Annotated in this window: 19 protein-coding genes and 1 pseudogene; 7 read left to right on the plus strand and 13 right to left on the minus strand. The window is 63.1% G+C overall.

What is annotated here, in order from left to right:
- Window positions 1-301: 301 nt before the first annotated feature.
- From AC1DLO_RS01230 to AC1DLO_RS01245, 4 genes and pseudogenes are all read right to left on the minus strand, one after another.
- Window positions 302-1,201: a hypothetical protein gene (locus AC1DLO_RS01230; protein WP_476888511.1), complete on the minus strand. Its 900-nt coding sequence runs from the start codon at window positions 1,199-1,201 to the stop codon at window positions 302-304.
- A 48-nt stretch (window positions 1,202-1,249) separates the two neighbouring features.
- Window positions 1,250-2,023 (minus strand): hypothetical protein, encoded by a 774-nt coding sequence (locus tag AC1DLO_RS01235; RefSeq protein WP_476914383.1) that lies wholly within the window; start codon window positions 2,021-2,023, stop codon window positions 1,250-1,252.
- Window positions 2,024-2,347: 324 nt separating this feature from the next.
- Window positions 2,348-2,551 (minus strand): annotated as a pseudogene (locus AC1DLO_RS01240) (ATP-binding protein); the annotation flags it as partial.
- 171 nt (window positions 2,552-2,722) lie between these two features.
- Window positions 2,723-3,214, minus strand: a complete 492-nt coding sequence (locus AC1DLO_RS01245; RefSeq protein WP_476888513.1) for a hypothetical protein — start codon at window positions 3,212-3,214, stop codon at window positions 2,723-2,725.
- A gap of 213 nt (window positions 3,215-3,427) precedes the next feature.
- On the opposite strand from AC1DLO_RS01245, the gene AC1DLO_RS01250 reads away from it, so the two are divergent.
- The 6 genes from AC1DLO_RS01250 (at window position 3,428) to AC1DLO_RS01275 (ending at window position 14,815) form a co-directional block, all read left to right on the plus strand.
- A complete protein-coding gene (locus AC1DLO_RS01250) occupies window positions 3,428-5,908 on the plus strand; it encodes a DNA topoisomerase (protein ID WP_476914384.1) in 2,481 nt (826 codons plus the stop codon).
- Between the two features lie 243 nt (window positions 5,909-6,151).
- Window positions 6,152-7,399, plus strand: a complete 1,248-nt coding sequence (locus tag AC1DLO_RS01255) for a zinc-ribbon domain-containing protein (RefSeq protein WP_476888515.1) — start codon at window positions 6,152-6,154, stop codon at window positions 7,397-7,399.
- A gap of 3 nt (window positions 7,400-7,402) precedes the next feature.
- Complete coding sequence (locus AC1DLO_RS01260) at window positions 7,403-8,302, plus strand: hypothetical protein (protein WP_166183071.1); 900 nt, start codon at window positions 7,403-7,405, stop codon at window positions 8,300-8,302.
- Window positions 8,303-8,343: 41 nt separating this feature from the next.
- Window positions 8,344-10,629, plus strand: a complete 2,286-nt coding sequence (locus AC1DLO_RS01265) for a hypothetical protein (protein ID WP_476888516.1) — start codon at window positions 8,344-8,346, stop codon at window positions 10,627-10,629.
- Complete coding sequence (locus tag AC1DLO_RS01270; protein WP_476888517.1) at window positions 10,626-14,225, plus strand: hypothetical protein; 3,600 nt, start codon at window positions 10,626-10,628, stop codon at window positions 14,223-14,225. The genes AC1DLO_RS01265 and AC1DLO_RS01270 overlap by 4 nt, the downstream gene beginning before the upstream one ends.
- 77 nt (window positions 14,226-14,302) lie before the next feature.
- Window positions 14,303-14,815 carry a hypothetical protein gene (locus tag AC1DLO_RS01275; protein WP_476888518.1) on the plus strand — a complete coding sequence of 171 codons (513 nt, stop codon included), beginning with the start codon at window positions 14,303-14,305 and terminating at the stop codon, window positions 14,813-14,815.
- 107 nt (window positions 14,816-14,922) lie between these two features.
- Here AC1DLO_RS01275 and AC1DLO_RS01280 read toward each other — a convergent pair whose 3' ends face one another.
- The 5 genes from AC1DLO_RS01280 to AC1DLO_RS01300 all read right to left on the minus strand — a co-directional run bounded on the left by AC1DLO_RS01280 (window position 14,923) and on the right by AC1DLO_RS01300 (window position 19,548).
- Window positions 14,923-15,387, minus strand: a complete 465-nt coding sequence (locus tag AC1DLO_RS01280; protein WP_476888519.1) for a hypothetical protein — start codon at window positions 15,385-15,387, stop codon at window positions 14,923-14,925.
- Window positions 15,388-15,516: 129 nt separating this feature from the next.
- Window positions 15,517-16,011: a hypothetical protein gene (locus AC1DLO_RS01285; RefSeq protein ID WP_476888520.1), complete on the minus strand. Its 495-nt coding sequence runs from the start codon at window positions 16,009-16,011 to the stop codon at window positions 15,517-15,519.
- A 267-nt stretch (window positions 16,012-16,278) separates the two neighbouring features.
- The gene (locus AC1DLO_RS01290) at window positions 16,279-16,485 is read right to left on the minus strand and encodes a hypothetical protein (protein ID WP_476888521.1); all 207 of its coding nucleotides are present in this window, start codon (window positions 16,483-16,485) and stop codon (window positions 16,279-16,281) included.
- Window positions 16,486-17,044: 559 nt separating this feature from the next.
- The gene (locus AC1DLO_RS01295) at window positions 17,045-18,898 is read right to left on the minus strand and encodes a DUF262 domain-containing protein (RefSeq protein ID WP_476888522.1); all 1,854 of its coding nucleotides are present in this window, start codon (window positions 18,896-18,898) and stop codon (window positions 17,045-17,047) included.
- A gap of 155 nt (window positions 18,899-19,053) precedes the next feature.
- Window positions 19,054-19,548, minus strand: a complete 495-nt coding sequence (locus tag AC1DLO_RS01300) for a hypothetical protein (RefSeq protein WP_476888523.1) — start codon at window positions 19,546-19,548, stop codon at window positions 19,054-19,056.
- Window positions 19,549-19,721: 173 nt separating this feature from the next.
- On the opposite strand from AC1DLO_RS01300, the gene AC1DLO_RS01305 reads away from it, so the two are divergent.
- Window positions 19,722-20,603, plus strand: a complete 882-nt coding sequence (locus AC1DLO_RS01305) for a hypothetical protein (protein ID WP_476888524.1) — start codon at window positions 19,722-19,724, stop codon at window positions 20,601-20,603.
- Window positions 20,604-20,917: 314 nt separating this feature from the next.
- Here the strand turns inward: AC1DLO_RS01305 and AC1DLO_RS01310 are convergent, their stop codons facing one another.
- The 4 genes from AC1DLO_RS01310 to rnc form a co-directional block, all read right to left on the minus strand.
- The gene (locus AC1DLO_RS01310; protein WP_476888525.1) at window positions 20,918-21,913 is read right to left on the minus strand and encodes a GIY-YIG nuclease family protein; all 996 of its coding nucleotides are present in this window, start codon (window positions 21,911-21,913) and stop codon (window positions 20,918-20,920) included.
- Between the two features lie 213 nt (window positions 21,914-22,126).
- A complete protein-coding gene (locus AC1DLO_RS01315) occupies window positions 22,127-22,954 on the minus strand; it encodes a hypothetical protein (protein ID WP_183664051.1) in 828 nt (275 codons plus the stop codon).
- A gap of 124 nt (window positions 22,955-23,078) precedes the next feature.
- Complete coding sequence (mutM, locus tag AC1DLO_RS01320; protein ID WP_476888526.1) at window positions 23,079-24,035, minus strand: bifunctional DNA-formamidopyrimidine glycosylase/DNA-(apurinic or apyrimidinic site) lyase; 957 nt, start codon at window positions 24,033-24,035, stop codon at window positions 23,079-23,081.
- A gap of 5 nt (window positions 24,036-24,040) precedes the next feature.
- Window positions 24,041-24,790 (minus strand): ribonuclease III, encoded by a 750-nt coding sequence (gene rnc, locus AC1DLO_RS01325; RefSeq protein ID WP_476914385.1) that lies wholly within the window; start codon window positions 24,788-24,790, stop codon window positions 24,041-24,043.
- Window positions 24,791-24,795 lie beyond the last annotated feature (5 nt).

A 24,795-nucleotide genomic window follows, 5' to 3' on the forward strand; every position in this document is an offset into this window, starting at 1 on the left:
GGGTCTGGACCGCCTCGGGCCGCTTCGGCCTGTCGAACGGCCTGTCCTCGGTCACGCCGCGCCGATACGCCTGGGAGGCCCTGCAGCAGGAGCTCGGGCTCGGGTCCCTGACGCAGGACGAGATCCTGCGGATGACGTGTGGTTGCAGTGCCTGCGTCAACCCCGGGCACATGCAGAAGTGGGCCAAGCCGCTGCGCCGGCCGGGCAGCCGTACCTGTGCCCCCGAGCACACGATGGACGCCGACAACGGCTACTGGGCTAAGGACGGCACCTGGGTGTGCCGTCTACCACAGTGGCATCACTAATTGTCAGATAGATACTGCTGATAGAATCCGTCAGACTTACCTGAACCGACTATATTCAAATCCATGAATGCCACCCGGTATTCTTTCAGAACAGGGAGGCTTTCGAATATGCTCCTGATCCGAGCGACGGCTATGCTTGATAGCTGACCCTGAGTCGCTACTGTGATGACACTTGATCCCGGTGAATAATTGACCTGAGGATTGTTCGCAGAGATGTCAGCTCCAACAATCTCGTGGACCATTCCGTCCAACGCCCGCAGCGTAGTCGAATCCAGTTTGGTTGGCCCAACAAGTGTGGTTACGAGAGCAGAGTTGTAGCTCGCGGTCCGCGCCATTCCGCGAACGGTTTCTAAAACCTCTTCCATGATTGCTTCTGGAGGTCTGCGAGGAACAGCCTCCTCTACAGGCTGGTTTGTAACCTGGGTCAAGATTTCTTCTAGGTCGGGCCACCACTTGTCGAACGCTGTCTTGAGGGAGGCTTCAGAGCGGCCTCCCTCATCAAGTGCGGCGTTCATCGTCATCAGGATGTTCCACAAATCATCCTTGGACGTCATATGAGCTTGGAAGTGCCCCAAGGGAGGTTCAAGTTCTTCCATCCTGTCAAACCCGATTAGCAGCGGGATCGCGTGCCCCACAACACCCTCAGTGGCTTTCGACAAAGCCCCGGCCTCAAATTGCAACCAAGGCTTGTGCTGATTCTCAGGGGTAACACAGATGATCCCAAACCTGGTGACACCCAGCGCTTCGGTGATCTGTGGAATTGAAAGTTTGCCAGCCTCAATGCTCTTTGCACTCATCCACGGCTCGACGGCGTTAATCACCTGAGGAAGCCAGCCGTCGAGAGCCTTGGCAACTTGAAGGCTTCTCTTACCGGACCAACTAATAAAGACCTTCATGGCTCACCTCATGTTCGCTCAGACACTCCGGTAAGAGTATCAACGACATCATGCGCTATCAGCCGCTGAGACCCTAGGCGCGGGAGGCGATTGGTTCGAGTCGTCGGCCTCCGCTTCCCTCTGCATCTCTTCGAACCACGCTTGTTTCTCACGATCTCTCTTCTCGCCACTTCTGACGACGACGCTCATGCCGTCGTTGATACCTTCAGTCCAGTTCTTTACATGGTCACGCATCTCACTAACCGCCAGGGCGAGATCGTTGATCCCGTGGACTTTCACCCATGTCTTGTCTTTGTAAGCTCCCCAGTCCAGGACGCAGGGTGATTCGCGCTTGTCGCCGTCAAGGCCTTCGTAATAAGCGGTTCCGTCATAGCGCAAGGGGAACGCCTTGTTGGCCACCCGCTGACGACCGAAATCAAAAAGGGTGCGCCACTCTTGCCCGGGGGCAAGGAACGGTATGTCTGGAATGAATACATCCCCCTCCTTGTAGGCCCGCGTTAGCTTCGGCTCGAACTCCAGGCGAACGTTCGAAGCGGCTGTCTGTCCGTAGTTGCGTACTACTAGATCGAGAGCTTCCGGACCGATACCTGATTCCGACATGAAGGCGACGACATATGGTTGAGCTTTTTCGCGCTCCAGATCACGCGTCTGAACCCTCGACTGTTTGGCCTCACCGAGCTGATAAAGCGCTACCCACGCCGCACCGCCAGCAAACAAGAGGGTGATCGCTGACAGCCAGAAGGCACCTTGCTCAGCCCAGTTTGGCGAATCAACGGCCTTGATAAGTTCTTTGGCGAGTGCAGCCCAGTCGTCAGGAGTCATAGGTTCAATTCTCTCAGTTGACTGACGGGCCACACACGCCTCAACGACGCCTTAGCGGCTGCTCCATAGCTAGTTCATGCAGCCAGGTTCGGAATTTCACTTCCTGTCCGCGGAACACCTCCCGCCCAAAGACATGACGCCAGACCACATGGTCAAGCCGCCGCGCCTGGGTCGGGTACAGCTCCCGTGCTCGACCAACTGACCAGCTCGAATCCGGTGGACGGCGGAGATCACTCTGGCTTCAAGATCGATGGCGCGCATGGGTCCAACGCTATCTAATGGCAGTGACAACCTCTCTCAAGCCTTGACCGACACCGTGGTATGTCCTAAATTTGACGCTTCGTCCAGGAAGAGCACGCCACGGTGCGCGCTGGATGCGGCACCCGGCCGCGGAAGCCCTGAACCACCCCAAATAATGGCCGCCGCGGTGGCCGAGTGGTGCGGGTTTTCGAACGGTGGCCGCCGCAAAAGCTGCACCGCGGACGACGTCAGACCGCACAGCGAGTGGATGGCCGTGACCTCCATGGACCCCTGGCCGTGATCGCATACCTGCGCGCGCCATCGACCCGGACACCGGTTGGTCCGGTCGGCTGGCGGCTTTGCTTCGCCAATTCCCGGTCTCACACGCCCTGACCATTGAGTCGATGGGCGCGCCTGTGGGCTGGGAGTCGCTCGAGCTCTGGCGCGGCTGAGGCGGAGCTAGGACCGGACGGTGAGCCGGCCTTCCTTCATGTCATCGCGCAGCTGCGACAGCATGTACCAGTGCGCGCCCTTGGGCTTGAGTGAGATGTAATGCTCGTGCTGCTTGCCGTCCTGCTCCCAATCCAGGACCATCTCCGGACGGCGCAGCAGCCCCTGGTATTCGTCGACGTCGGCACGGATCTCCACGCGCACGCGTTCGTCCGCCGACGGTACCAGCAGCACCGCGACATCGCCCTCGTAGCTCAGTGAGACCTCCTTAGCGAAGAGCCGCCGTACGTCAGCCGTGCAGATCTCTCCGCGGGCGACGTCGAAGACGTTCTTGCCGTGCGTGGCGCTTTCCCAGGCGTCGATGCACTCGATCAGCATTGAGCACCCCTGGGCGATGCGGATGACGTCCGCCTCGTCCGGCGGCCAGCTGCCCTCCTGCATCTCGATGAGCATGCTGCTGAAGTCCTGTGGTGTGCGCAGGAAAGCGTGGTCGATGGCCATGGGATTCGTGCTCCTGGGTCGGGCGTGAGCGGGTGGCGATTCTATAGACGTTACCTCGATTCGGGGTTGCCGTGAATGATCCAGGTCCTCTCTGACCGTCGTGCCGGCGCGGGTCCCACCGCTCCCATTCGACTCATTCCGTGACTCGCGCATACTCGCCATTCGACTCACTCTATCGATAGACTTGTAACTGATTTATGAGTCGACTGGTTTATGAGTCACCGACGAAAGGGAGTCATGATGGTTGTCGGGATCCTCACCGAGAAGCCGAGCGCGGCGCGGCACTTCGCCGCAGCCCTCGGCGGCATGAACGGCACGTACAACGGGGAGCAGTTCGTTATCGCCCATGCCCGGGGGCACCTGTACGAGTTCGTCGATCCGCACCGGATGGTCGCGAAGCCGGACGTGGCCGGGAAGTACCGGACCTGGGACCTGGGGAACCTGCCCTGGGACCCCCGCCAACTTGACTGGAAGCTCGAGGTGATCAAGGACGCAGGGCAGGTCGCGCAGGACGTCAAGCGCACGCTGGCCAAATGCGACGAGATCGTCATTGCCACCGACGTCGACCCCACGGGCGAGGGCGGCATGATTGCGGTCAATGCCTTCCTCGAGCTGGGGCTGAAGCCGGGCAAGTGGTCGCGCATGTACTTCACCGACGAGGCTCCGGCTTCGCTGCAGAAGGCCTTCGGCGCACGCAAGGTCATTCCGTCGCTCCTGGACTTCGACGAGTACCGCAAGGCGCGCTACCGCTCGCAGTTCGATCTGCTCTCGATGCAGTTCACCCGCATCGCCACGAACATGGCGCGCCAGTCCGGGCAGGACACGGTGCTGCGCCAGGGCCGGCTGAAGTCGGCGATGGTCAAGCTCGTCGGCGACCAGCTGAAGGAGTACAACGACTACGTCAAGAAGCCGTTCTTCCAGAACCGGTTCCGCGACGAGAACGACGTGATGTACACGAACCCGGAGGAGCCTCGGTTCGACCGGAAGGACCAGGTGCCGGACCAGTACGGCCCCTCCCCCGTGGTGCTCGACGGCAAGGCCACGAAGCAGACCGCTCCGCCGAAGCTGCTGGACCTGGCCGCGCTGTCCTCGCTTCTGGTCGGCAAGGGCATCAAGGCCCAGCTGGTGCTCTCGACGTATCAAAAGATGTATGAGGACACGAAGCCGTTCAGTGGTTCGGGCACGCCGTCCGGCGGCGTCGTCTCCTACCCCAGGACCGAGGACAAGACGATCACGCCCGAACAGTTCAAGGAACTGCTTCCCCACATCGATCAGATCGCCAAGGTTGTCGGGGTGGACGTCAGGCACCTCACGCACCGGACCGAGCGGAAGACCCATGTGAAGCCGACAGGTGCCCACGGTGCCAACCGTCCGGGCCCGAACGTCCCTCCGTCCCTTGACGCCGTCGAACAGCGCTTCGGCAAGGCCGGCCGCCTGATCTACGAGACGCTGGGCAAGAACTACCTGGCGATGATCGCCGAGGACTACGTCTACGAGCAGCAGAAGGGCCACGTCAAGGACTACCCGGACTTCGAGGGCATCGCCAACGTCCCGCTGTCCGCGGGCTGGAAGGCGGTGTTCGATCCGGACGCCGGCGACGACACCGCCGAGGGCGACGAGAACGAGTCGGCCAAGGGCCTGGGTACGAACGCTGAGCCCTTCGTCTTCGAGGGTGCGAACAAGCGCCCCGAGCACCCGAGCATGAAGTGGCTGATGAAGCAGCTGGAGAAGCGCGACGTGGGCACCGGTGCCACCCGGACCTCGACGTACTCCGAGGTGACCTCGACGAAGACGAAGTACCCGCTGCTGCTGGAGAACGGCCGCAAGCTCACCCTCGCCGGGGCCGGGGACATGAGCTGGCGGCTGCTGCCGGGCACCCGCATCGGCGATCTGGCGCTGACCGAGAAGGTCTATGCCGACATGAACGAGCTTGCCGCGGGTACCGGCCCGAGCGCAGAGGAGCGCCTCGCGGTCGTGGCCGACTGGGTGCGCGAGGACATCGCGACCATGCAGAAGAACGCCGCGGCGATGCGCTCCGCCCTGGGGCTCAAGGAGGAGGCCGTCACCCGGAAGGAGCGGGCGCAGGGCACCTGGGCCAGGACGGGCCAGGATACGGTGTTCGCGCGTGAGTGGGGCGGCCACCGCTTCACCGACGACGAGGTCGCCCGGCTGCTGGCCGGGGAGACGATCGAGTTTTCGGCGAAGAGCACCACGGGCAAGGACTACGAGGTCTTCGGCGAGCTTGGCGAGGGCACCTTCAAGGGCCGGGAGTTCGTCGGGTTCCAGAAGCTCGGCTTCGGCCGGCGCGACGCCAGCGGCAACGCGCTGCCGCCGGCGTCATGGTGCCACTACACCTTTACGCCCGAGGAGATCGACCGCCTCATGGCCGGCGAGGGCGTCGAGTCCAGTGACTTCGTCTCAAAGAAGGGCAACCGCTTCCAGTGCAAGGTCTTCTTCCGCGAGGAGAAGAAGGGTGAGGGTAAGAAGATCGTGCCTGACTTCGAGGCCTCCCTGGACTCCCCGCCGAAGAGCTGGTGCGGGGTTGCCTTCACCGACGACCAGCTCGCGGCACTGGCCGCGGGCAAGACGATCAAGGGTACCGGCTTCACCTCGAGCAAGGGAAAGAAGTTCGACGCCGAGCTTCAGTGGAGGAACGAGGGCGGCAAGAAGAAGCTCGTCCCCTCCTTCGGCTGAGGTTGCGCGGACTCATTCCTGAATGATTATTCAGGGGCCAGTCCGATAGACTGCTTGTCCCCGTAAATCAGCACGCCACGGTACCGCCCGACGGCATCGGATCGCACGTCCGAGTCGTCACGCGGGTGCCATTCTTGCGTCAGCCGCACTCAATTCGATAGGTCTATCTAAGGTAGACTGGTCATGTATCCCTCATCTATGAGGGCATTCGGACAGAGACTTGGAAGGGGAAGGTGATCAAACATGGAGAACGCTCGTGAACTGAATGTTGCATCTTCTCTGCTCGTCGATCGACGCCCCGATCTGGCTGCTGAATGGTCGGAGACCAACACTCTGGAGCTCGGGGAAGTCACTTGGCAGTCGAATCGGAAGGTCGACTGGGTGTGCGCTGACGGGCATCGTTGGACCCAGTCGGTCCAGAGTCGCATCAACCGCTCCGACGGCTCTGCTCGCCCTTGCCCGACGTGCCGCGTCGAGCGTCGCTGCTTAGCTAAGGTATTTCCGGAGGTGGCAACTCAGTGGCACGCGGACAACGGTCGGTCGGCGGACGAGGTCAGCTGTTCGAGCAGATACGAGGCGCTGTGGGTCTGCGAGCAGGGACACCAGTGGACCGCCACTGTCAACACGAGGACGAGCATGCGGACAGGTTGTCCGTATTGCGCGGACAATGGCCGAGCTCTCGCAGGGCTCAACGACCTGGCCTCTCGTTTCCCTCTCATCGCTCAGGAATGGGACCCGGAGAAGAACGAGTTCGCGCCGGCTGCTGTTCGAGCTGGTTCTGACAAGCCTGCGTGGTGGATCTGCGCCGTTGGTCATTCGTACGAAATGCCTGTCGGTCTGCGAACACGTCGTGGCCAAGCTTGCCCTTACTGCGCAGGTCGTCGTGTGCTGGTCGGATTCAACGATCTGGCCACACTTCGGCCTGGGCTGGCGGACGAATGGTCGGATCGTAATGACTTCGCCCCGACCGATGTCACGCTGTTCAGCTGCCGGTCGGTCGAGTGGCTGTGCGTGAAAGGACATCGCTGGACGTGCACCGTCGCCAGTCGTACGTCTCGTCAGCCCGCGACGCAGTGTCCGCAATGTTGGCACGGACGTTGCTCAGTCGTCGAGACCATGTTCTGGGACGCGCTGCGCGACGATTACGGCTTCGCTCACCTGCTGACCGGTGAGCGCACGCCTGTGCAATGGGGCCGTGCGCGCTTCTCCGAGGTCGACGCAATGCTTCGGGATCAGCGGGTTGTCATCGAGTACGACGGCTGGTATTGGCACAAGGACCTGCGGAAGTTCGAGCTGGATCTGAAGAAGACCCATGCCTTGCTGGCCGCCGAGTGGTCGGTGATTCGGATCCGTGAGCACCCTTTAGCTCCGTTGGATCTCCAGCACGACAGGTATTCCGAGATCTCTTTCATCAGCACAAATTATCAGCAGACCGATGTCAACGTCGCTGTCGCTGAACTCGCCTCGCTACTGAACCGATTGGATGGATGATCCATGGCGAAGATGTCCTACAAGGTCCCCACGTCTCTGAACCGAAGCTTCCTCGACCATGAGATCACGCTCAGCAAGGGCGGCTGGGCGGCCAAGCCCTCCCCCATCAAGCAGCTGTTCTTCTTCGGCGGGGGCGCGCTGGCGCTGCTGTGGGCTGTGACGCAGACCTTCGTGGCGAGCTCGGGTCCGGTGTTCATCACGCTCTTCGTCATCTGGGGCCTGGCACTGATCGTCTACTTCGGCGGCATGACCAAGACCAAAGAGCTGCGGGCGATGAACGTGCCCGCCCTGCTGGCATACGCCCCGTCCCGGGCACGCAACGTCTTCACCCGCCGCAGCTCGGACCCGAGCGACTTCTACTCGATCGTCGGCATCGACGGCATCGAGGAGGACGGCCGGATCCACTTCTCCGACGGCGGTGAGGGGCAGGTCTACCTGGTCGTCGGCTCAGCGTCCTACCTGCTCTTCGACGAGGACCGCATCGGCATCCTGGACCGGGTCGACGCCTTCTGGCGCAAGATCGATACGAACTGCGAGTGGGCCTTCGTCACCACGAAGGAGCCGCAGCGGATCTACCACCAGGTGGCCTCGCTCGAGCACCGCAACCACGCCCTCGAGGTCCGCGATCCTGACCTGATCGAGCTGCAGAACGAGCAGTATGACATCCTCACGCAGCACGTCGGTGGCAAGTTCACGTCGATCCACCAGTACCTGCTGCTCAAGGGCAAGAGCGCTGACGCTCTGCGCCGGGCGCACATGGTGCTGCAGTCCGAGGTCGAGGGGTCCGCGCTGATGATCAAGGAGGCTACGGTCCTCGACCGCGAGGAGACCGAGCCCATGCTGCGGGTCTTCTACCAGGGCATCGAGGATGACCTGCACTCTCTCAAGGCCTCACTGAACTGACCGGGCCGAGCTGGACGAACAAAGGAAGGACGAAGGGTGACATGGCGCTGATGACGAAGGCCCGCGCGCAGCTGGGCATTCCGGGGAAGAAGCCCCGGGGTGGGGACGCGACGGCCGTGCCGGGCGTGGATGAACTGGAGGCCGCTCTCGACGCCGATCCCTCCACGGGCGGGACGGCGGAGCCGTCTGAGGTGACCGCGCCGGCGGTCGCCGCTGAGCCGGCCGAGGTGGCCGAGCCGAAGAAGAACTGGTGGCAGCGCCGCCAGGAGATGAAGAAGCTGGAGGGCCGGTTCGACTCGTATCCGCACCTGCTGGCGCTCAAGCCTCGGGAGAAGTACGTCTTCCGCTCCGACTACTTCGAGGTCGACGGTTCCGTGGCGTGCGTGCTCGCGTTCTTTCACGACGACGCCGCGCACGATAACTTTGCCGCGTTCTGGGGCATCGACCGGATCCCGGACGGGCTCGACGAGCGCGTCACCGCGGTCGTCCTGGAGCAGGTGCGCCGAATGGACGAGAAGTGGGTGGATTCGTTCACCAAGCAGTCCGAGAAGCTCGACCGCCTTGACGCGAACGAGCAGGAGGAGACCGGCACGACCTCCTCCAAGCGCAAGGCCGCCAAGATCTCCTCCGACCTGGAGGTCACCATCGGCGAGATCCAGGACGGCGCGAGCTACCTGTCGGTGCACAACCGCCTGTTCCTCAAGGCTCCGGACCTGGAGACGCTGGACGACTCGGTCGACCGCGTCACGCGCCTGTACATCGACCGCTTCGGCACCCTGAAGGCTGCCGCATACGCCGGCGAGCAGCGCCAGGAACTCTCGGGCCTGTTCAAGAACAATGAGAAGAAGCGCGGCAAGGGCTTCCACTTCACCTCGACCGAGCTCGCGGGTTCGTACTCGCTGGTGACTAACGGCCTGAACGACCGGGGCGGCGAGTACGTCGGCTACATGGTCGGCGACGTCAACAACTCGGCCGTACTCATGGACGTGAACCGGTACGAGCACCACGTTGTCGTGGCAGACGCGACCCTGAGCGAGTACCTGGACCGCCAGCGTGTGTCGAACATGTGGTGCTCGAAGATCTCGCAGGCCTGCATGCTCGGCAACGGCTCGGTGGTCCACCTCGTGCTGGACGGGGCGGACCTGGACAAGCTGGGCCCGAACTTCGAGCGGCTGACCTCGCGCGTGGACCTGAACCGCGGTGACGTCAATCCCTTCGAGCTGTTCGGCGACGAGGACGACGAACTGACGGTCTTCGCCGCGCAGATGGAGAAGCTCAAGCTGATGTTTGAGCAGCTCTACGAGACCACGGACGGGGCAATCGGCTCGATCATCCGCTCTGCGCTGGAGGACACGGCGACCGACTTCTACGTCGAGCAGGGCATGTGGCGGCACAATGCCAAGGACCAGCGGCACCGCCTGCGCGTGGTCAACATCCCGCACCAGCAGGTGCCGCGGCTGCAGATGTTCGTCTCGTACCTCGCCACCGCGCACAAGGCCCTGCTGAACTCGAGCAAGACCGACCCCGACCAGCTGCGCGCGTACAACGTACTGCGCGGCATTGCGAACACGATGCTCAGCACGAACGGGGACCTGTTCAACAACCACACGGCCTCGGCGGTGGACGGGGTCCGGGATGCCCGGCGCGTGGTCTACGACTTCTCGCGGCTGATGCGCCGCGGCAAGGGCGTGGCCATGGCCCAGCTGGTCAACATCGTTGGCTTCGCGGTCGGCAAGCTCGGGCTCGGGGACACCGTGGTGATCCACGGCACCGAGCAGATTGACGACCGCGTCAAGAAGTACCTGCGCGACCAGTTCGACCACATGCACGAGCGCGGCGGCCGCGTGGTCTACAGCTACAACGACGTCGACAAGATGCTCGCGGACTCGGACTTCAACAAGTTCGACGCCGCGGACTACACGCTCTTCGGGCCGATGCGCGACCGCACGGTGGCGGAGTACCAGAAGCAGCTGCACCAGCAGATCCCGCCGGACCTCGCCCAGCTGATCACGACCAAGGGCGAGAACCTTACCTACCTGCGCCGGGACGTGTCGAACGTGGTCTTCCACCTCGACCTCGCGCTGGGGATCAACCCCTTCCGCGAGGCCCAGCGCAGGCAGGTTCGCCTGGAGGCCGCCAAGGCCGACGAGGCGGCCCGGATGGACCAGCTGATGAAGGACAAGCCGGCACCCGGCGCGAAGCTCACCAGCGCCCGCCAGAGCGTCGAGTCCGAGGAGGACCGCTCTGAGGACCAGGTGGGGCGGGCCGACCGCAGGAAGGCCATGAAGAAGGCCGGGACCGCCCCGCGGAAGCTGGGCAAGTCATGACGGCCATCACGGACACGACAGACAGGAAGGGAAAGATGAACGGGACCATCACGCTCGCGGCGCGGGCCCGGGCCGCGGCGACTGCCCGGGGCGGGCTGGTGCGCGTCCTGGCTCTGTCGCTGCTCGTGGCACTGGTTGTGCCGCTGCTGATGACGGTGTTCGCGCCATCGGCGCACGCTGCCGACGACGAGGACCGCGACAATTACTCGCTGTACCAGCTGGCGTCGAATGCCTCGACGTACTTCAGTCAGGAGAACTCCCCCGAAGGCAAGGACAAGCCCGAGGATCGGATGAACGAGGACTGGCGGGCGATCACCGCCGACCCGGCGACGGGCGGCGACATGCTCGGCTACGCCGACTCCGAATTCAGCCTCTTCAACGTAGTCGGCTGGCTCTTCGCCGAGGCGACGGGCTCCACGCAGACCATCGGGTACGACACGCTGATTGCGACAGCCAGCGGCAGCGGCAAGAACGTCTACTCCGGCATGGTGGACTACGCCCACTTCGGCGCGGCCAACGCCGACCTCGGCCTGGACACGATGTCCTCGGGCATCGGTGGACAGATCCTGTCGCTCATCGGCGGCGGCGCGATCTGGCTGTTCTACGCGATGGCGCTGGCCGTGGGCACGCTGTTCTATCTCATCATCCAGCTGTTGAAGGTGCTGAACCCGTTCATGTGGTTCTACCAGGCGGTCGCCGGCGTCGCGGACTCCGGCGGCAATACGAACAGCGCGCACCAGCAGGACCTCGCCGACGGGATGACCGGTGGCCAGGCCGGCGGCGGTGCCCTGGCGGGCCTGCAGCACTGGATCGCAAGCTGGTACGGCCTGCTGCAGTCCATCGCCTGGGAGGCGCTGGTCCCGCTCTTCATCGGGTTCCTGATTATTGGCTTGGTACTGTTCAAGAAGATGGACCGGGGCTCGGCGATCAAGAAGCTCGTCGTGCGCGTCGTCTTCATTGGCGTGGGCCTTCCGCTGATGGGTTCGATGTACACCGGCGTCCTGGACAAGTTCGATGACTCGCTGCTGGGCCAGCACGCCGGCCCGACCCGCGTGGTGCTCTCCACGTACGTGGACTTCGAGGCCTGGATGATGAACGACCGCCTCGGCGTTCCCGATGAGGCCGTTATCGCCTGGGACAACGGCCAGGCCAGCAACAACGCGATGATGTCGGTGCGCACGACGGCACTGGCGATCAACAAGCAGGCGCACGGTTCGACCTTCCGCGACATCAGCGTGGGCCCCGGTGCGACCAATGCCGAGACGGCCTGGAAGAACAGCCTGGTCGGCATGGAGGGCAGCCCGGCGGGTGACTTCAACGCCGTGGGCGAGACCTTCGGCATGCTCAACAGCTACATCTCGGGCCAGATTACATCGGCGTCGGACTTCGAGTCGGGCATCAAGAGCGCGATCACCAACCTGCCGGTCAACAGCGACGTGAAGAAGGAGTGGTTCATCGACAAGAAGTCCTACGGTGACAGCGACAACTTCGGCGGGCACGGCGAGTCGGACTACATCCCGACCAACCACCCGGTGCTGGCGGCCGGCGGCAAGGGCCTGACCTCCTCGAACCCGGGCGGGAACACGACGAGCTTCTCGACCCAGGGCACCAAGCACGGCTGTGGGTTCTCGGTCTGGGCGGACAACGCCCCGGTCTCCTGCAACATGTCGGCGCTGTCGGCGTACAACTACCTGAACACCGGCTTCGGCCCCGACTCGATGACGATGTACAGCTCGAACAACGTCACCAGCGGCCTGACCCGCGAGGACCACATGGCGGTCAGCCAGGTCGGAACGGGCCCGGCGAAGTTCATGTACTGGCAGAACGCCGGCGTCGTCCTGGGCAGCATGGTCCTGCTCGGCTTCTGGTACGCCATCGGCATGCTGGTGGGCGCGGTCAAGCGCACCTTCAGCCTCGTGGCCGCGGTGCCGTTCGCCACGCTGGGCGCGATCGCCGCGATCAGCAAGGTGATCGTCTACTCGGTCGCGTTGATCCTCGAGGTGCTGGTGACGCTGTTCATCTACCAGTTCGTCTCGGAGCTGCTGATCTCCATCCCGGACATCATCTCCGGGCCGGTGTCGGCCTGGATGTCCCAGGACGGCCTGTGGGGCTCAGGCATGCTCGGCGGGATCATCGTGGTCATCCTGACCCTGATCTCCTCGCTGCTGATCATCGGCATCACCTTGGCGCTCCTGCGGGTGCGCAAGGTCGTGCTGCAGGCGATGGACGAGGTGTTCACCAAGTTGGTGGACAAGTTCCTCGAGACCAACACCGCACCGAAGCCGGACAAGAGCAGCATGCTCCCCGCGCTGGCTGCGGGAGCCGGGGCCGGAGCGGGCATGGCCATGGGTAACAAGCTCGCCTCCGGCGTCGGCGGCAAGCTCGGCGGCAGTGGGGCCACGAAGCCCGGCGGCACCCCCGGTGGCGGCAAGGGCTCGTCGACCAACGCCGGCGGCCTGAACGGCGAGCAGAAGTCGCTTGCTGCCGGGAAGGGCGCACTGGCCCTGGCCGCCGGTCCGAACGACGGTCCGGAAGCCGGCCCCGACGGCGGCAGCCCCGCCGGTCCCGGTCCGGTTCCCGGCGGTGGTGGTGACAGCGGCGGCCGCGGCCCGTCCGCTGGTGGTCCCGAGGGTCCCGGCGACAAGGGTGGTCCTCTGCAGCTCACGGGCGGCAAGGCGGGGAGCTCCCGCTCCGACAAGGAGACTGCTCAGACCCTGAGCGGCAAGGGCGGCCTGTCGAACCTCGGCTACAGCACCGGCCAGGGTCCCTCCTCGCGGGGCGGCCAGGCCACCGGCGGCCAGACGAGCTTCGGGCTTGGCGGCGCGCAGGGTGCTCCTGGTACCGGGCAGCCGGGCCCTGGCCAGGGTCAGGGCCAGAAGCGGGACGGGTTCACGGGCGGCACCGATAGCGGTTCGCACACCAGCGGTGGCCGCAAGGCGCACGCCGGCCAGTCGGCACCGACGCAGTTCGGCACCGGACAGCAGGCGGCTCCGGCCTCCCCGGGCCAGGGCCCGCGTTTCACCGCTGGTACCGGCGGGCCCGCGCAGGTGAACCCCGTCGTCGCAGCGGTCCCGGGGATTCCGGGCACCCGGGCGACGCGGGCCGCCGAAGGCCAGCAGCCGCAGGCCAACGCGGGTTCCGGTTCCCGTGCTGTGCAGGCGGGGCCGGGTATCCCGCAGGCCAGCGGCAGCCAGCGCCGCAGCCCGCAGGCTCCGGTCCAGGCTCCGACCGGCCAGGGCAGTGTCCACCGGGCTCCGATCCAGCCCCGCACCGGCGCTCCGGCGCAGGCGCAGGGCCAGTCCGGTCAGCGTCCGCAGGCCCCGGCTCCTGCTCCTACCCAGCACCGTGTCGGTGGCCGGGTTACCGGAGGCGCTCAGGGCAGCCAGAGTGTCCAGCCGATTCCACGCAGCGGACGTCGATCGGCACCGGCGGCTCAGGCTCCGAAGGCCTCGGCTCCCACCCCGGCTCCGAAGGCCCCGGTCCAGAAGCCGTCGCAGCAGGCTCCGGTCCAGCCGCGGCGGACGGCGGATCCGGCTCCAAAGCGCACGGATGGTCCCGTGTCGCGGAGGAAGCCGGCTGAGGACCCGAAGAACTGATCGTTGGTGCTGAGGGCGGCGCACTCCGAGAAGGGGTGCGCCGCCCTTTGCCTGCCACGGGGGAAAGGATGGAACGGATGAATCTGCGAGGCAAGGTGCGCGACGAGTTTCCGCTGGGCTGGTGGCACTCGGGGCGCTGGTGGCTCGAGGGAGCGCGCGAGCTGGCCGTGAACTGCCTGGCCGCGTTGGCTGCTGTGTTCTTCCTGCGCGAGGCGCTGCGGCTGGTCCGCGATCGCGACAGCCCCGCTGATCTGGCGCGCCGGCGGGTGCCGACGGAGGGTTGGGTGGCCGGGCTCCTGCTCGGGTGCATGGCTTTGGGTAGTTCAACGGCCCTGGCGGCCGTGGCAGCACAGACGGGCTCCTCTGACCGGGGACTGGTCCAGGCGGCGGTCCTCATCGCCATCTTATGGTGGCTGGCCAACGTGGTCGTTTCAGTAACCGCGCTTGCGGTGCTGGCCAGGTCGCGGGTCCGGTACCGGGGCACCTGGGCCGAGATCGATTTCGTCGAGACACATGCGCCAAAGTACGGACGGCCGCCGGAGACGATCGAGGAGTACCGGGCGCTGCGCCTGAAGGGCGGACGGCTGTAGGGCTCCGACGGGACTGCCAGCCAGTCAGACACAAGAGGACCCCGTGGACGCGATGTCCACGGGGTCCTCTCTTCCCGTCAGGCGGCAACCGCACTGCAACAGCTGCCTCAGTTCCTCCGGGAGCCCTTGTCGAAGATCCGCGAGATGCGGTCGATTCCCTCGGCACTGAAGATGTCCGAGACGGCACCGGAGGTCCTGCTGCGCGGCAGCTCCGAACGCAGGGTGAGCTTGACGTACCCCCTGGTCGGCCGGGACTCGATGACGTAGACGATCTCGTGTGAGACGAAGGCTGAGGTGTCCGAGTCCGGCTTCTTCCGGTGGGTGAGCACCCGGAAGCCGGGACGGTCTCCGATGTAGTCGAAGAATCTGCCGAGCTTCTCCTCTTCGAGCTGCCGCCGCTCCCCCGCGTTGCGGCCGGAGACTTCGATCAGCTGGATGTGCGTGCAGTCGACATCGTCCGTCGGCCGGCGGATGTCGTCGAAGTCCAAGGTGGCCCGGGCTGCGCGCAGCTGCTCGTCGCTGGGGTATGCCACCCGGCCCTGGTAGTACCTGATCGGTCCGATGAGCGTCATGCCCGACCTCCTGGATCCTGTCCGGCGCATGCTTGCGTCCCGGGAGAGAAAAGGCAGAGCCCCGCGGACGCGTGGTCCACGGGGCTCCGGCGCTGCAGGCGGATGGTGGCAGTCAAGGGGTCAGCCTTCTCAGCCGCAGTACTTGGTCTTGACGGCCTTGCCCTGCTCGCTGTCGACGGGCACGAGCACGACGTCGTTGACGCCGTTGGAGAAAACGAACTCCATGGTCGACTTGTCCTTGCCGAAGCTGATCGAGCCGGTCTCGGTGGTGCTGCGCCCAGCCTCGGTCCAGTCCACGGAGGACTTGGACTCGTTGATCTTGCCGGTGCCGCGGACGGTGTAGGCGTCCTTGAGCTCGCCCTTCGCCGCGGCTGCCTTCGGGTCGTCGAGGACGGAGTCGATGGAGTGGCAGGCGAGGTCCTGGCGGCTGGCGGTGTCGAAGTAGGTGATCTGGTCACCGTCCACGACGACGATGTCGCCGTTCTGTCCTTCCGAGGTGGCGAAATACCGCCCGTCCCCGCCGGAGCTGCTGCAGCCGCTGAGCACGAGCGCGGCGCATGCCAGGGCCGCAGCGGTCGCGGCCAGCTTCGTCCGCGTCACGTGTGCGGTCCTGGTGATGTCCATGGTCTTCTCGTCCTTCTGGTCGGTCCTGTCGTCCTGGCTCTGTGTCCAGGCAGTGAGTGTTCGGAAGGTCCAGCGTCTCGGCTCCACAGTTCAGAACTGTTTCCCCGAGCCCCCGTTCCCAGGCACGCCCGGGAGCCGAAGCTGGACTATCCACGCCCGCCTGGACGCACGATCTGCTCAGCCGGGGCTGAGCAGGATTTCCACTCATATACCTGTTTTCTCTACCAGCATGGCAGACCACGTACCACCTGTACCACCTTGCACATGTCAGTCAGGAGATGACAGGGACAACTCCAGACACAGGGAGCAGCAGGCGTGGCTCTCGGCTGCGAAGGTCAGGAGGACGTCGGCGCTGTGCCCGGTGTGCCATTCCGGGCCGTCTGGACCGGGGACGGCACCGCAGACGGGCAACAGGTCGTCGGGACGGGCGTAGAAGTGGTGGACAGTGGTCTGGGCGGCGGATGCAGTAGGCATGAGCCCATTGTCCATTAGCACTGGTCGACCTAGTCAGGAGCTTTCGTCTGAACGCAGGCCAAGACCGAGGTTAGGCCTGAAGAGGTTCGTCGCAGGCTTTACAGGCTTCCGGCCGCCAACGCCTGATTCCTGGATAACCAGCAACCTTTTGGGGTTGTCGTCCCAGACGTTGCCCACTGAGTTGCACCAAGCAGGGTGGAAGACCTTTCCCGAGCTCACCACGTAAACCTGGCCTGGACCTATTTTGGGTGAGCCATCGCTGCGGCGTGATGCTGGTTCAACGGGGTGTAGCTGTCCTAGTTCTTTGGACTCCTGCTTGGCTTTTGCTGCGGCCTGCCAAGCGCGGCGCGGACGAGGTGTCATTGATCCATCAGTTTCTGTTGAGGCCGAAGTCTTGTCATCAGTGCGTCATTGTAGTGGGACTCGGCCGAATCCACTTCGCAGATGGCGTGCCGGCTCCGAGAACGCGAAGAAGGCTGAAGACAACGTTGGCCCATAAAGAGGTGGTCGCTGTTCGGATGTCCCGCGGTCGGAACGGGCCCTCAACCCCTTCTGTCAGTCAGTCATCCTCGTAGTCGCCTTCAGCTAGTTCCTCATCCAGGTCAGAAAGCTGAGGGGCTGTGGGAGCTCCGATTGGTTCCGGGCCGCTGATCTTGAACATCATCCAGATACGAGCCGTGAGATTCGCGCGCCGTTGATCGAAGAACGCGGTGAACTCGTCAACGGAGTGCGGTAGCGGCGACGGCAGGGCATGTCGTTCGAGGAATGCGCTTCGATTATCCGGGGATGGATACTCCGCAGCAAGCCAGTCGTCCGGCGCTTTGTCAGACTTGCCGATGTTTTCGAGCCCTGGGAGCAGCTGCAGGTTCGGCAGGCGATCCCGTTTTGAGACAAACTCCTCGATGGACTCCGGGGTGAACAGCGGCGTGCCGTCGGGGTTCTTCAGACGCGCCAGTACTTTCTTGTTGAACCGCGCGGCCGGGAATACATGGTCGACGTGGAACAGGTTGCGCGTGTCAACATGCGGGAACAGGGCTGCAAGCACTGCAAAGGTCCGGGATTTCCCGTACTCCAGGGTCAAGATGTCGTCGACCAGGGCATCTGTGACCGCGAGCGACTTGCCGCGAAGTGCCATCGTCTGTTCGATTGCTGCGACCGGGAACCCCGAGGCACCCTGCGCCTTGATGACCTCGCGCAGGTCACGAAGCAAGGTGTCCAGGCCAGAGCCCCAGACACCGCGGACGATGAGGGACCGCAGAACCCATGACCGAAGAGCTTCACGATCTTGGCGGGACGCAGGTGACTCACGGTATGCATGTCCGAGCTTCCTGCGATGCACGTAATACGCAACCGGGATGAGGACGCTGTCCGCGGTGAGTGCACCGCCGGACAGTCCGAAATCGCTAAGAAGTCCGACCGCAACGTGGAGGGATGTACTCATGACATCCCAGCCGGCCTCGAGCTTGGCCATGTTGGGCGTGCTGAAGTTTTTGACCTTGAACCCGATGTCACCGATGTCCGCAAGCACCAGTCCCGATTTTAGGATCGTGTCCCGGGAGAAGTTGAACCCGTTTCCCGTCTGGTTTAGGGAGTCCACCAGGCCATGGACAGCGGCACGGGCGTCACCCTCCCATTGCGCTGTCGCGATGGACAGGAGCAGGTCACTGTAGGAGAGGACGGTGCCGCCGGAGTTGACTCGCACGAAGATGTCGAGGACACGTTCAATGTCCTGCACGTCTTCTTCATAGAAATGGAGGCTTGCGCTGTGGTGGATCGCCTCCCAGAGCTTAGAGGCGAGCTCCATTGCTTTCAGGTTGTTCCCGACGCCGTACTTCGCCGGAATCATCATCATTGCTGAAGGTTCGGCTGCGTCGAAGATCTCGGACACCGGGAGCCACGACTTGCTCTCGTCGGCTGCCGCTGCGTCGATGTCGGTTTTGGTCAGGAATTGGAAGTGGTACTTGAGGCCGAGCTCATTCTCGGGGGCTTCATCCAGAAGGTTCAGGTAGAGACGACGCTCCGGGTAGGACCATGGCTTGTTCGCCCAGCCACCATGGACCTTATAGGCGTAGGTACCTCGAAGTCCGATATTGAGTGACGTCAGTCTCTGCTGACCGTCAAGGACCGCGATGACTTCACGGTCGGTGGGTATGTCGACTACTGGGTTGTGGCGGTTGTTGAAAGCGCTGTAGTCCTTCATGAATCCGTAGAACTTGAACTCGCTGACTGTCGCCGGCAGCACCTTCCACGAGAGGAAGCTCCCGACCGGGTAACCGCGCATGATGGAGTCGAACACCCGGATGATCTGGGTAGGTTTCCAGACGTACTCTCGCTGGATTGCCGGAAGTATGAGCTTGTGCTCCTGGATCTGTCGCAGCGCCTTTGCGATCGACATCGGCTCTTTGTGTCCCATGGGCCAAACTCTACGCGGCACCCCAAGATCGGAGTTGAGACACACAAGGTTGTCATTATCCATTTTCGCAATGCTGACTTGAGGGCTGCCTTCTTTTGCCAGGTGCTCGGCCTGAACTATCTAGGGGATGAGCCGCTGATTCGCCGTGCAATCGGTCAGCGCCGGCGGAAGAATCGGTGCCAGTAAGCGGCTTCCGCACTCGTCAGCATCTCGTAGATCCGCTCGACCACGAACTTCCCTAAATAGGGGCGTTCGTCGGCGGCCAACGGCCCGAGCGAAACGACTGCGGCAGCCAACAGCGCGTCGTCCTGAATCGAAGGCTCAACCCATTCCTTTACGCCATCGGCGGCAAGGTCCTCCCATACATGAGGCGAGGTTGCTATGGCTTCCCTAACCGCTTCGAGGCGCACCCTGACGTCTCCGTTGCGGGACCGCCAGTAGAGCCGGACCTGATATTCGTCCGAGGCCGGAGCCGAAAAGGGTGGTGCCCCACCGGCGGGCGGATGATGTGCAGGAATGACCTGGTAGCGTGCCCGGACGGGGTGCCGGTCATGGAGGGTCTGCCGGATTTCCCTGATGCGGTGTCCGGGGCGCAACGTCGCAATTCCAGGGGTGTGGTCATCCTGCTCATTCTCGATATGTGATGCCATGGCGTGTCCCGACAATCGGCCGACGGAGCTCCCCTCCTCCATGGTAGGGCTGGCTCGGATGGAGGTTGAAGGGTGATGGAACACGGCGGTCGCAGTCATGGCGTGTGTCCGTCGAGCCGGCGACATACCGACCGTTTCCGTGGCAGCGGCTGCGGCGTGCGAACATCCTTGATATGGCGAAGTCACCGAAGAGGCCAGGCCCTGAGCTGTGGTCCGAGGGATTGATGTGGGTCGAGGCAGCCGAGATGCAATGCGCGCGGTTCGAGCGTCTGGTGCGGGAGAACGAACAGGCGCGTGAGGACGCACACCGCCGCCGAGACTGCGCGGAGCGCCCGTGGATACGGGGCTTGGGCGATCCTCCTATCCTCGTACCGACCGTGGCCTTGGAATGGCAACAACAGGCCGAGCTCTCCTTCCTGCTTGTGGCGACCCAGCACGTGCAAACTGCCGAGGCCAGCCTCCCAAAGGAGCACCGACCGAAGACCGTGCTCGACGAGGATCGGATTCTGTACCTGCTGCGGGACTTGAGTGAGCATCGCGAGGATGCCGGGGGACGGGCGCGGCGGGAGCTGCTGGAATCAGAACACGCTGCGATGCTTCAGAAGATCCACGAGATGCTCGCGATGAGGCGGGGCGGAGAGCGCGAGCTGGAAGCGCTCCGGGTGAAATTGGAGGCCTACCCGCCAACGTTGTTTGAGCTACCCATGCCAGACGACGAGGAGGTCTGGCTGGCGGGTATCCCTCTCACGCGGATCAGGGTGTGGCTCATCGACGCGCGCTGGTGCTTCCTTCGGGCGTTGGCGGAACTGGGGGTGGTGGCACCGGAGCCGCTTGCTTCCACGGTCACAGACGACGACACCTATGACTGTCCGAGTCTGCGGCTCAGGTATCGGGCATGGGAACTTGAGTGGCAGGGCGAGGAGAAACTGTCGGAGGATGAGAAACGGGCGCAGGAAACAATGGACGAGATGGACCCCGTCGTGAATGATCTGCTCGCTGAGTACTTTAATGAACAGGAGGCCAAGCGCGACGACGAACGGGAGCCAGGTCAATGATTCGTGGATTTCCACACGTCGTGCTGCTGCTCAGAATGAGCACCGCCCCTGCCCACGCGCGATGGAGGTTACGAACCGCTCCCCCGGTCCAGCCAAAACTGAGGCACCTGCTCCATCGGGTTTTCCACATACGCCAAGACACCTCTGGAGACAGCCTGCTGCTGATGCTGGACTGGGTTCATGCTCAGTTACGAAGACATCATTTTGCTTGGTGAGGAACGGGTGCTGGTCATCCAGGAGCACAGGGAAGGCAGCTGCTCGTGTGGCCAGACCTGGGATTGATCTGCGTCGGCAGAGGCCTCAACCCGTCGCGCTCACCTTTCCGGCCAGATGACCTTTTCGCCCATCAGCTTGAGGAACACAGCATATTCCTCCACGGTCAGCTCGCCGCGGGCGGCAGCGCCAGCGACCGCGTCTCTCCTGGACCAAAGGTACGGCGGACGCTCCTCCCGCGGGACCGCATAGATTGTCATATCGAGGCCCGCGAGCGTTTCTACCAGGTTCGGATTCTGGCTGGTTCTTGCTTGCGAAATCGCAAGACTGACTTTGTCCCACTCGAGGTCGTAATCCTCCGGGGATAGCGGAACCGCAGCGAGCCCATGAGACCGGTTGCGCGGTAAGTGGCTTCCAAGCATCACAGTAAGTGGCGGTTCGCCACCGGCCATGCGGTTCAAGCAGTATCGCTGGTCTGCGGCCTTCTCAGTTCGTTCTTCGAGGGCAAAGGGGTTAGTGCTGCGGGCAGCGAAGATCCTGGTTGTATCGAGAGCCCTAAGCTCGTCTACCGGGAAGATCGAGTCATATCTGGTTCCAAAGAGCACACGGTCAAACGGTTTTCGATGGGTCCAGTGCTTCTTGATCCGCGATCGGATGTCGTTGGACTGTCCTATGTAGAACTGACGGTACTCATCGAAGACCATGATGTATGCGCCCGCGACGCCGTCCCAAGGCTTCAGCGACTGCACTGGCTTGAAGGTGCGGCCTTTGGTCAGGACATGGTCCAAGGCACCCTCAAAGTCGTCCTGGTCCAGGGATGAGAAGTACTTCATGGACAAGTCGAAGTTGGTCAGCGCCGCGTCCCGATACGCCAGGAGGAACACATCCGAATGCTCGGTGTGCTCCTCATCGCGGTACATCCAGGCACTGTCGTTCCAGACCTCTTCGGGCCAGTCCTCGCGACTGGGCCTCTCCTTCGGTTTCCGGTTCGGATACGCGTAAAGTTCCCTGGTCATCTTGTGACCAAAGCGGCTTGCACGCAGCTGCTCTCCGAAGTGTTCGATACCTGGATGGAGCACAAGCTTGGGTTCCCTCATGGGATAGAACTTATCCGGAAGAGGTTTTTTCTCTCGTATTGGCGGCTGCCGGTGCGGCGAGATCCAGCAACCCCGAGGCGGCCGCGCGTCATCCTCGCTCACAAACACACGCCGACCCCCGCCCACTGGGCGGGGGTCGCTTGTTGCTCCGAAGTCAGGCCGGCGGTCCTGCTTTAGGCTTCAGCTGGTCGAATTTGATCGGGACGTCCGGGGTTACACCTTCGGCACTGGAATGATCAGCAGTCTCCGGTCTTTTTCGTTGACAGGGGTTCCCTGGCTCAGGTTGTGAAGCGGCGTGGTTGTGCGGTTTCCGTACTGAATTTTGTGGAGGATCACGGTCAGTTCCTCGATGCTTTTGCGGAGCAGATTCAGTACACGCCATGCTTCCAGTGGACTCAGTATTAGTGACGGTCCGAAAGTGAGCTCCCGCCCATACTCGTGGTGGGGCAAGTCCAGGTCGTCTTCGTCTTCCGTCGGGTCGCCACTGATGTCGAGGGTCTTAATCTTTGCCTCAAATTCAGCTTTGCCTTCTTCTGTGCGCAGCGAATCGCGAAGATGGGACATCTTGTTGCGGATCCACTGAATATCCTCGATCTCCCCTTGTTTGATGGGGAAACCCAGGTAGCGAACATAAAAGTCGTCGCACTGGTCCAACAGCCACGTCTTCTCAGTCGAAAGGTTGACCAGCCCGGAGCCGTGCCTGCGCAGCAAGTCATGGGCTGACTCTTCCAAGAAGACCTCGTACAGGGTAAAAGCATCCTTGATGACAGCCGCCGCAAGTTGATACCAGTACTGCTCCCAGAAGATCCCCACACGGTCCATGAATAGGCTGTAGCCTTCGTCCCCGTAGGCGTCTTCCGGGTTTACCATGCGATTGGCTTCGTCTTCTGAAGCTTCCTCCTCAGCTTTGAACCAGGCTTTCATACCCTTGGTCGTGCCAAGTAGAAAGCTCCTCAGTTCCAGCTCATCTGTATGCCATGTGGCATACCGCGGAGTCGTCTGGCTGTGGTCAAGTCCTGGGATTCGGTTCTGGATGTTCATGACCGGAGACTACATTGTGCCGCTGCCAGTCCGCCCATTACTTCGGCGAGTCCGGCATACACGTCCAGCGACGATCCCACGCCAGCAGGACGCTTGGTTCGTAACCGGTGTGGCTAGTACGAACTCAGCCTCGTGGTGATCTTGTTCTAGGCTTCGGCTGACACTTGGGGCAGCGATAAGACGAACGGTTCATGAACGGCTCGCGAACGATGAGGGCACCACAGCGCTCACAGGGTTGGCCGCCCCTTCCGTATGAATGCAAAAAACGGTCGAAGTAGCCGGAATCCCCGTTGACGTTGACGTAGAGCGAATCGAAGCTCGTCCCGCCAGCCGCCAGGGCATCTCTCATGACTTCCCTCGCAGCATCCACAATCCGCACGGCGTCGGCCCGCCGAAGGGTGTCCGTCGGCTTGGCATAGTGGAGTTTGGCGCGCCAGAGGGCTTCGTCGGCATAGATGTTGCCTATCCCGGAAATGACGCCCTGATCCAAAAGCGCACGTTTGAGCCCGGTTTTGCGGGCTTTGACCTTGCGGTAGAAGTCATCAAAGGAGAAATGCGGATCCAGCGGATCGCGGGCAATGTGTGAAGCCTCTTCGGCAATTTCCGGAAGGGGCGTTTCGCCCTGGCCGCCGGGACCGCCGTCGGGCGTTGGTACAAGGGAGGTGACAAACAGTCCGCCAAAGATCCGCTGGTCCACGAACCGCAATTGCTCGGGCATGGCGTCGGACTTGCTCAGGCTAATGCGGACTTTGAGGTGCTTCTCGTCCGGAACGTCGGGATCCTGCATGAGCAACTGGCCGCTCATCCCGAGGTGCGCCATCAGCGCAACGCCGGGCGCGGCGTCGCCGGTGCCGCCCGCGCTGTGGGTTTCGTCGGCTCGCAGCGGCATCCAAAGGAACTTGCCCCGGCGGACGACGTCCATAACGGTGGCGTGTTCCAGGTTGCCGATGAAGTCTTCCGTGCCCAAGGCGTGGCGGCGTATGGAGCGCGGGTCCAAGACGTCCACGGCCGTGATGGTCCGGCCCCGTACCCAACGTGCCAAACCGCGGCGGACCACTTCGACTTCGGGGAGTTCCGGCATGGGACTCAGGCGCCGTGCGCGGAGTCAGCCGGGGTTTCGGCGCTGCCGTTCGTGTCGCCCCTACCGCTCAGGTTCGCCCTGCTGTTCAAGGCGCGCCACGCATCTGCGGCGGCCTCCTGCTCAGCTTCCTTCTTGGAATGGCCCGAGCCCTTGCCGTAGGCGGTGCCGCCGATCTGCAGCTCTGCCGAAAAAGTGCGCGCGTGATCCGGGCCGGAGCCCTCCACGGCATAGTAGATGGATCCAAGCTGGCGGCTGGCGGCGAGCTCCTGCATGCTGGTCTTCCAGTCGGTACCGGCCCCGAGGGCCGCGGCATCCTTCAGCAACGGGCCAACGAGCCGCATGACCAGCCGGCGGGCGGTCTCGATGTCATTGGACAGATAGGTCGCGCCAATCAGGGCTTCCATGGTGTCGGCCAGAATCGAGGACTTGTTCTTACCGTCGGTGAGTCTTTCGCCCTGCCCGAGGTAGATGAATTCTCCGATGCCGAGATCCCGGCCGATTCCTGCCAGAGCGCGGGTGCTGACGACGGCGGAGCGTCGCTTAGCGAGTTCGCCCTCCGGCAGTGCCGGGTTGTCCCTGTACAGGGAATCGGTCACGGAAAAGCCCAGAATGGAGTCGCCAAGGAATTCGAGGCGCTCGTTGGTGGGAATCCCGCCGTTTTCATACGCGTATGAACGATGTGTGAGAGCAAGACGAAGCGTCTCGGCGTCAATAGAGACACCGAGACGCTTCAGAAGCTCTTCAGTTGAAGACATCCTTT

Source organism: Arthrobacter sp. 01T419, assembly GCF_056398865.1.

Excerpts from the sequence above, each read along its gene's own strand:
- AC1DLO_RS01230 (WP_476888511.1), bottom strand. The coding sequence starts at position 1,201 with ATGAAGGTCTTTATTAGTTGGTCCGGTAAGAGAAGCCTTCAAGTTGCC.
- AC1DLO_RS01235 (WP_476914383.1), bottom strand. The coding sequence starts at position 2,023 with ATGACTCCTGACGACTGGGCTGCACTCGCCAAAGAACTTATCAAGGCC.
- AC1DLO_RS01245 (WP_476888513.1), bottom strand. The coding sequence starts at position 3,214 with ATGGCCATCGACCACGCTTTCCTGCGCACACCACAGGACTTCAGCAGC.
- AC1DLO_RS01250 (WP_476914384.1), top strand. The coding sequence starts at position 3,428 with ATGAGTCACCGACGAAAGGGAGTCATGATGGTTGTCGGGATCCTCACC.
- AC1DLO_RS01255 (WP_476888515.1), top strand. The coding sequence starts at position 6,152 with ATGGAGAACGCTCGTGAACTGAATGTTGCATCTTCTCTGCTCGTCGAT.
- AC1DLO_RS01260 (WP_166183071.1), top strand. The coding sequence starts at position 7,403 with ATGGCGAAGATGTCCTACAAGGTCCCCACGTCTCTGAACCGAAGCTTC.
- AC1DLO_RS01265 (WP_476888516.1), top strand. The coding sequence starts at position 8,344 with ATGGCGCTGATGACGAAGGCCCGCGCGCAGCTGGGCATTCCGGGGAAG.
- AC1DLO_RS01270 (WP_476888517.1), top strand. The coding sequence starts at position 10,626 with ATGACGGCCATCACGGACACGACAGACAGGAAGGGAAAGATGAACGGG.
- AC1DLO_RS01275 (WP_476888518.1), top strand. The coding sequence starts at position 14,303 with ATGAATCTGCGAGGCAAGGTGCGCGACGAGTTTCCGCTGGGCTGGTGG.
- AC1DLO_RS01280 (WP_476888519.1), bottom strand. The coding sequence starts at position 15,387 with ATGACGCTCATCGGACCGATCAGGTACTACCAGGGCCGGGTGGCATAC.
- AC1DLO_RS01285 (WP_476888520.1), bottom strand. The coding sequence starts at position 16,011 with ATGGACATCACCAGGACCGCACACGTGACGCGGACGAAGCTGGCCGCG.
- AC1DLO_RS01290 (WP_476888521.1), bottom strand. The coding sequence starts at position 16,485 with ATGCCTACTGCATCCGCCGCCCAGACCACTGTCCACCACTTCTACGCC.
- AC1DLO_RS01295 (WP_476888522.1), bottom strand. The coding sequence starts at position 18,898 with ATGGGACACAAAGAGCCGATGTCGATCGCAAAGGCGCTGCGACAGATC.
- AC1DLO_RS01300 (WP_476888523.1), bottom strand. The coding sequence starts at position 19,548 with ATGGCATCACATATCGAGAATGAGCAGGATGACCACACCCCTGGAATT.
- AC1DLO_RS01305 (WP_476888524.1), top strand. The coding sequence starts at position 19,722 with ATGGCGAAGTCACCGAAGAGGCCAGGCCCTGAGCTGTGGTCCGAGGGA.
- AC1DLO_RS01310 (WP_476888525.1), bottom strand. The coding sequence starts at position 21,913 with ATGAGGGAACCCAAGCTTGTGCTCCATCCAGGTATCGAACACTTCGGA.
- AC1DLO_RS01315 (WP_183664051.1), bottom strand. The coding sequence starts at position 22,954 with ATGAACATCCAGAACCGAATCCCAGGACTTGACCACAGCCAGACGACT.
- mutM (WP_476888526.1), bottom strand. The coding sequence starts at position 24,035 with ATGCCGGAACTCCCCGAAGTCGAAGTGGTCCGCCGCGGTTTGGCACGT.
- rnc (WP_476914385.1), bottom strand. The coding sequence starts at position 24,790 with ATGTCTTCAACTGAAGAGCTTCTGAAGCGTCTCGGTGTCTCTATTGAC.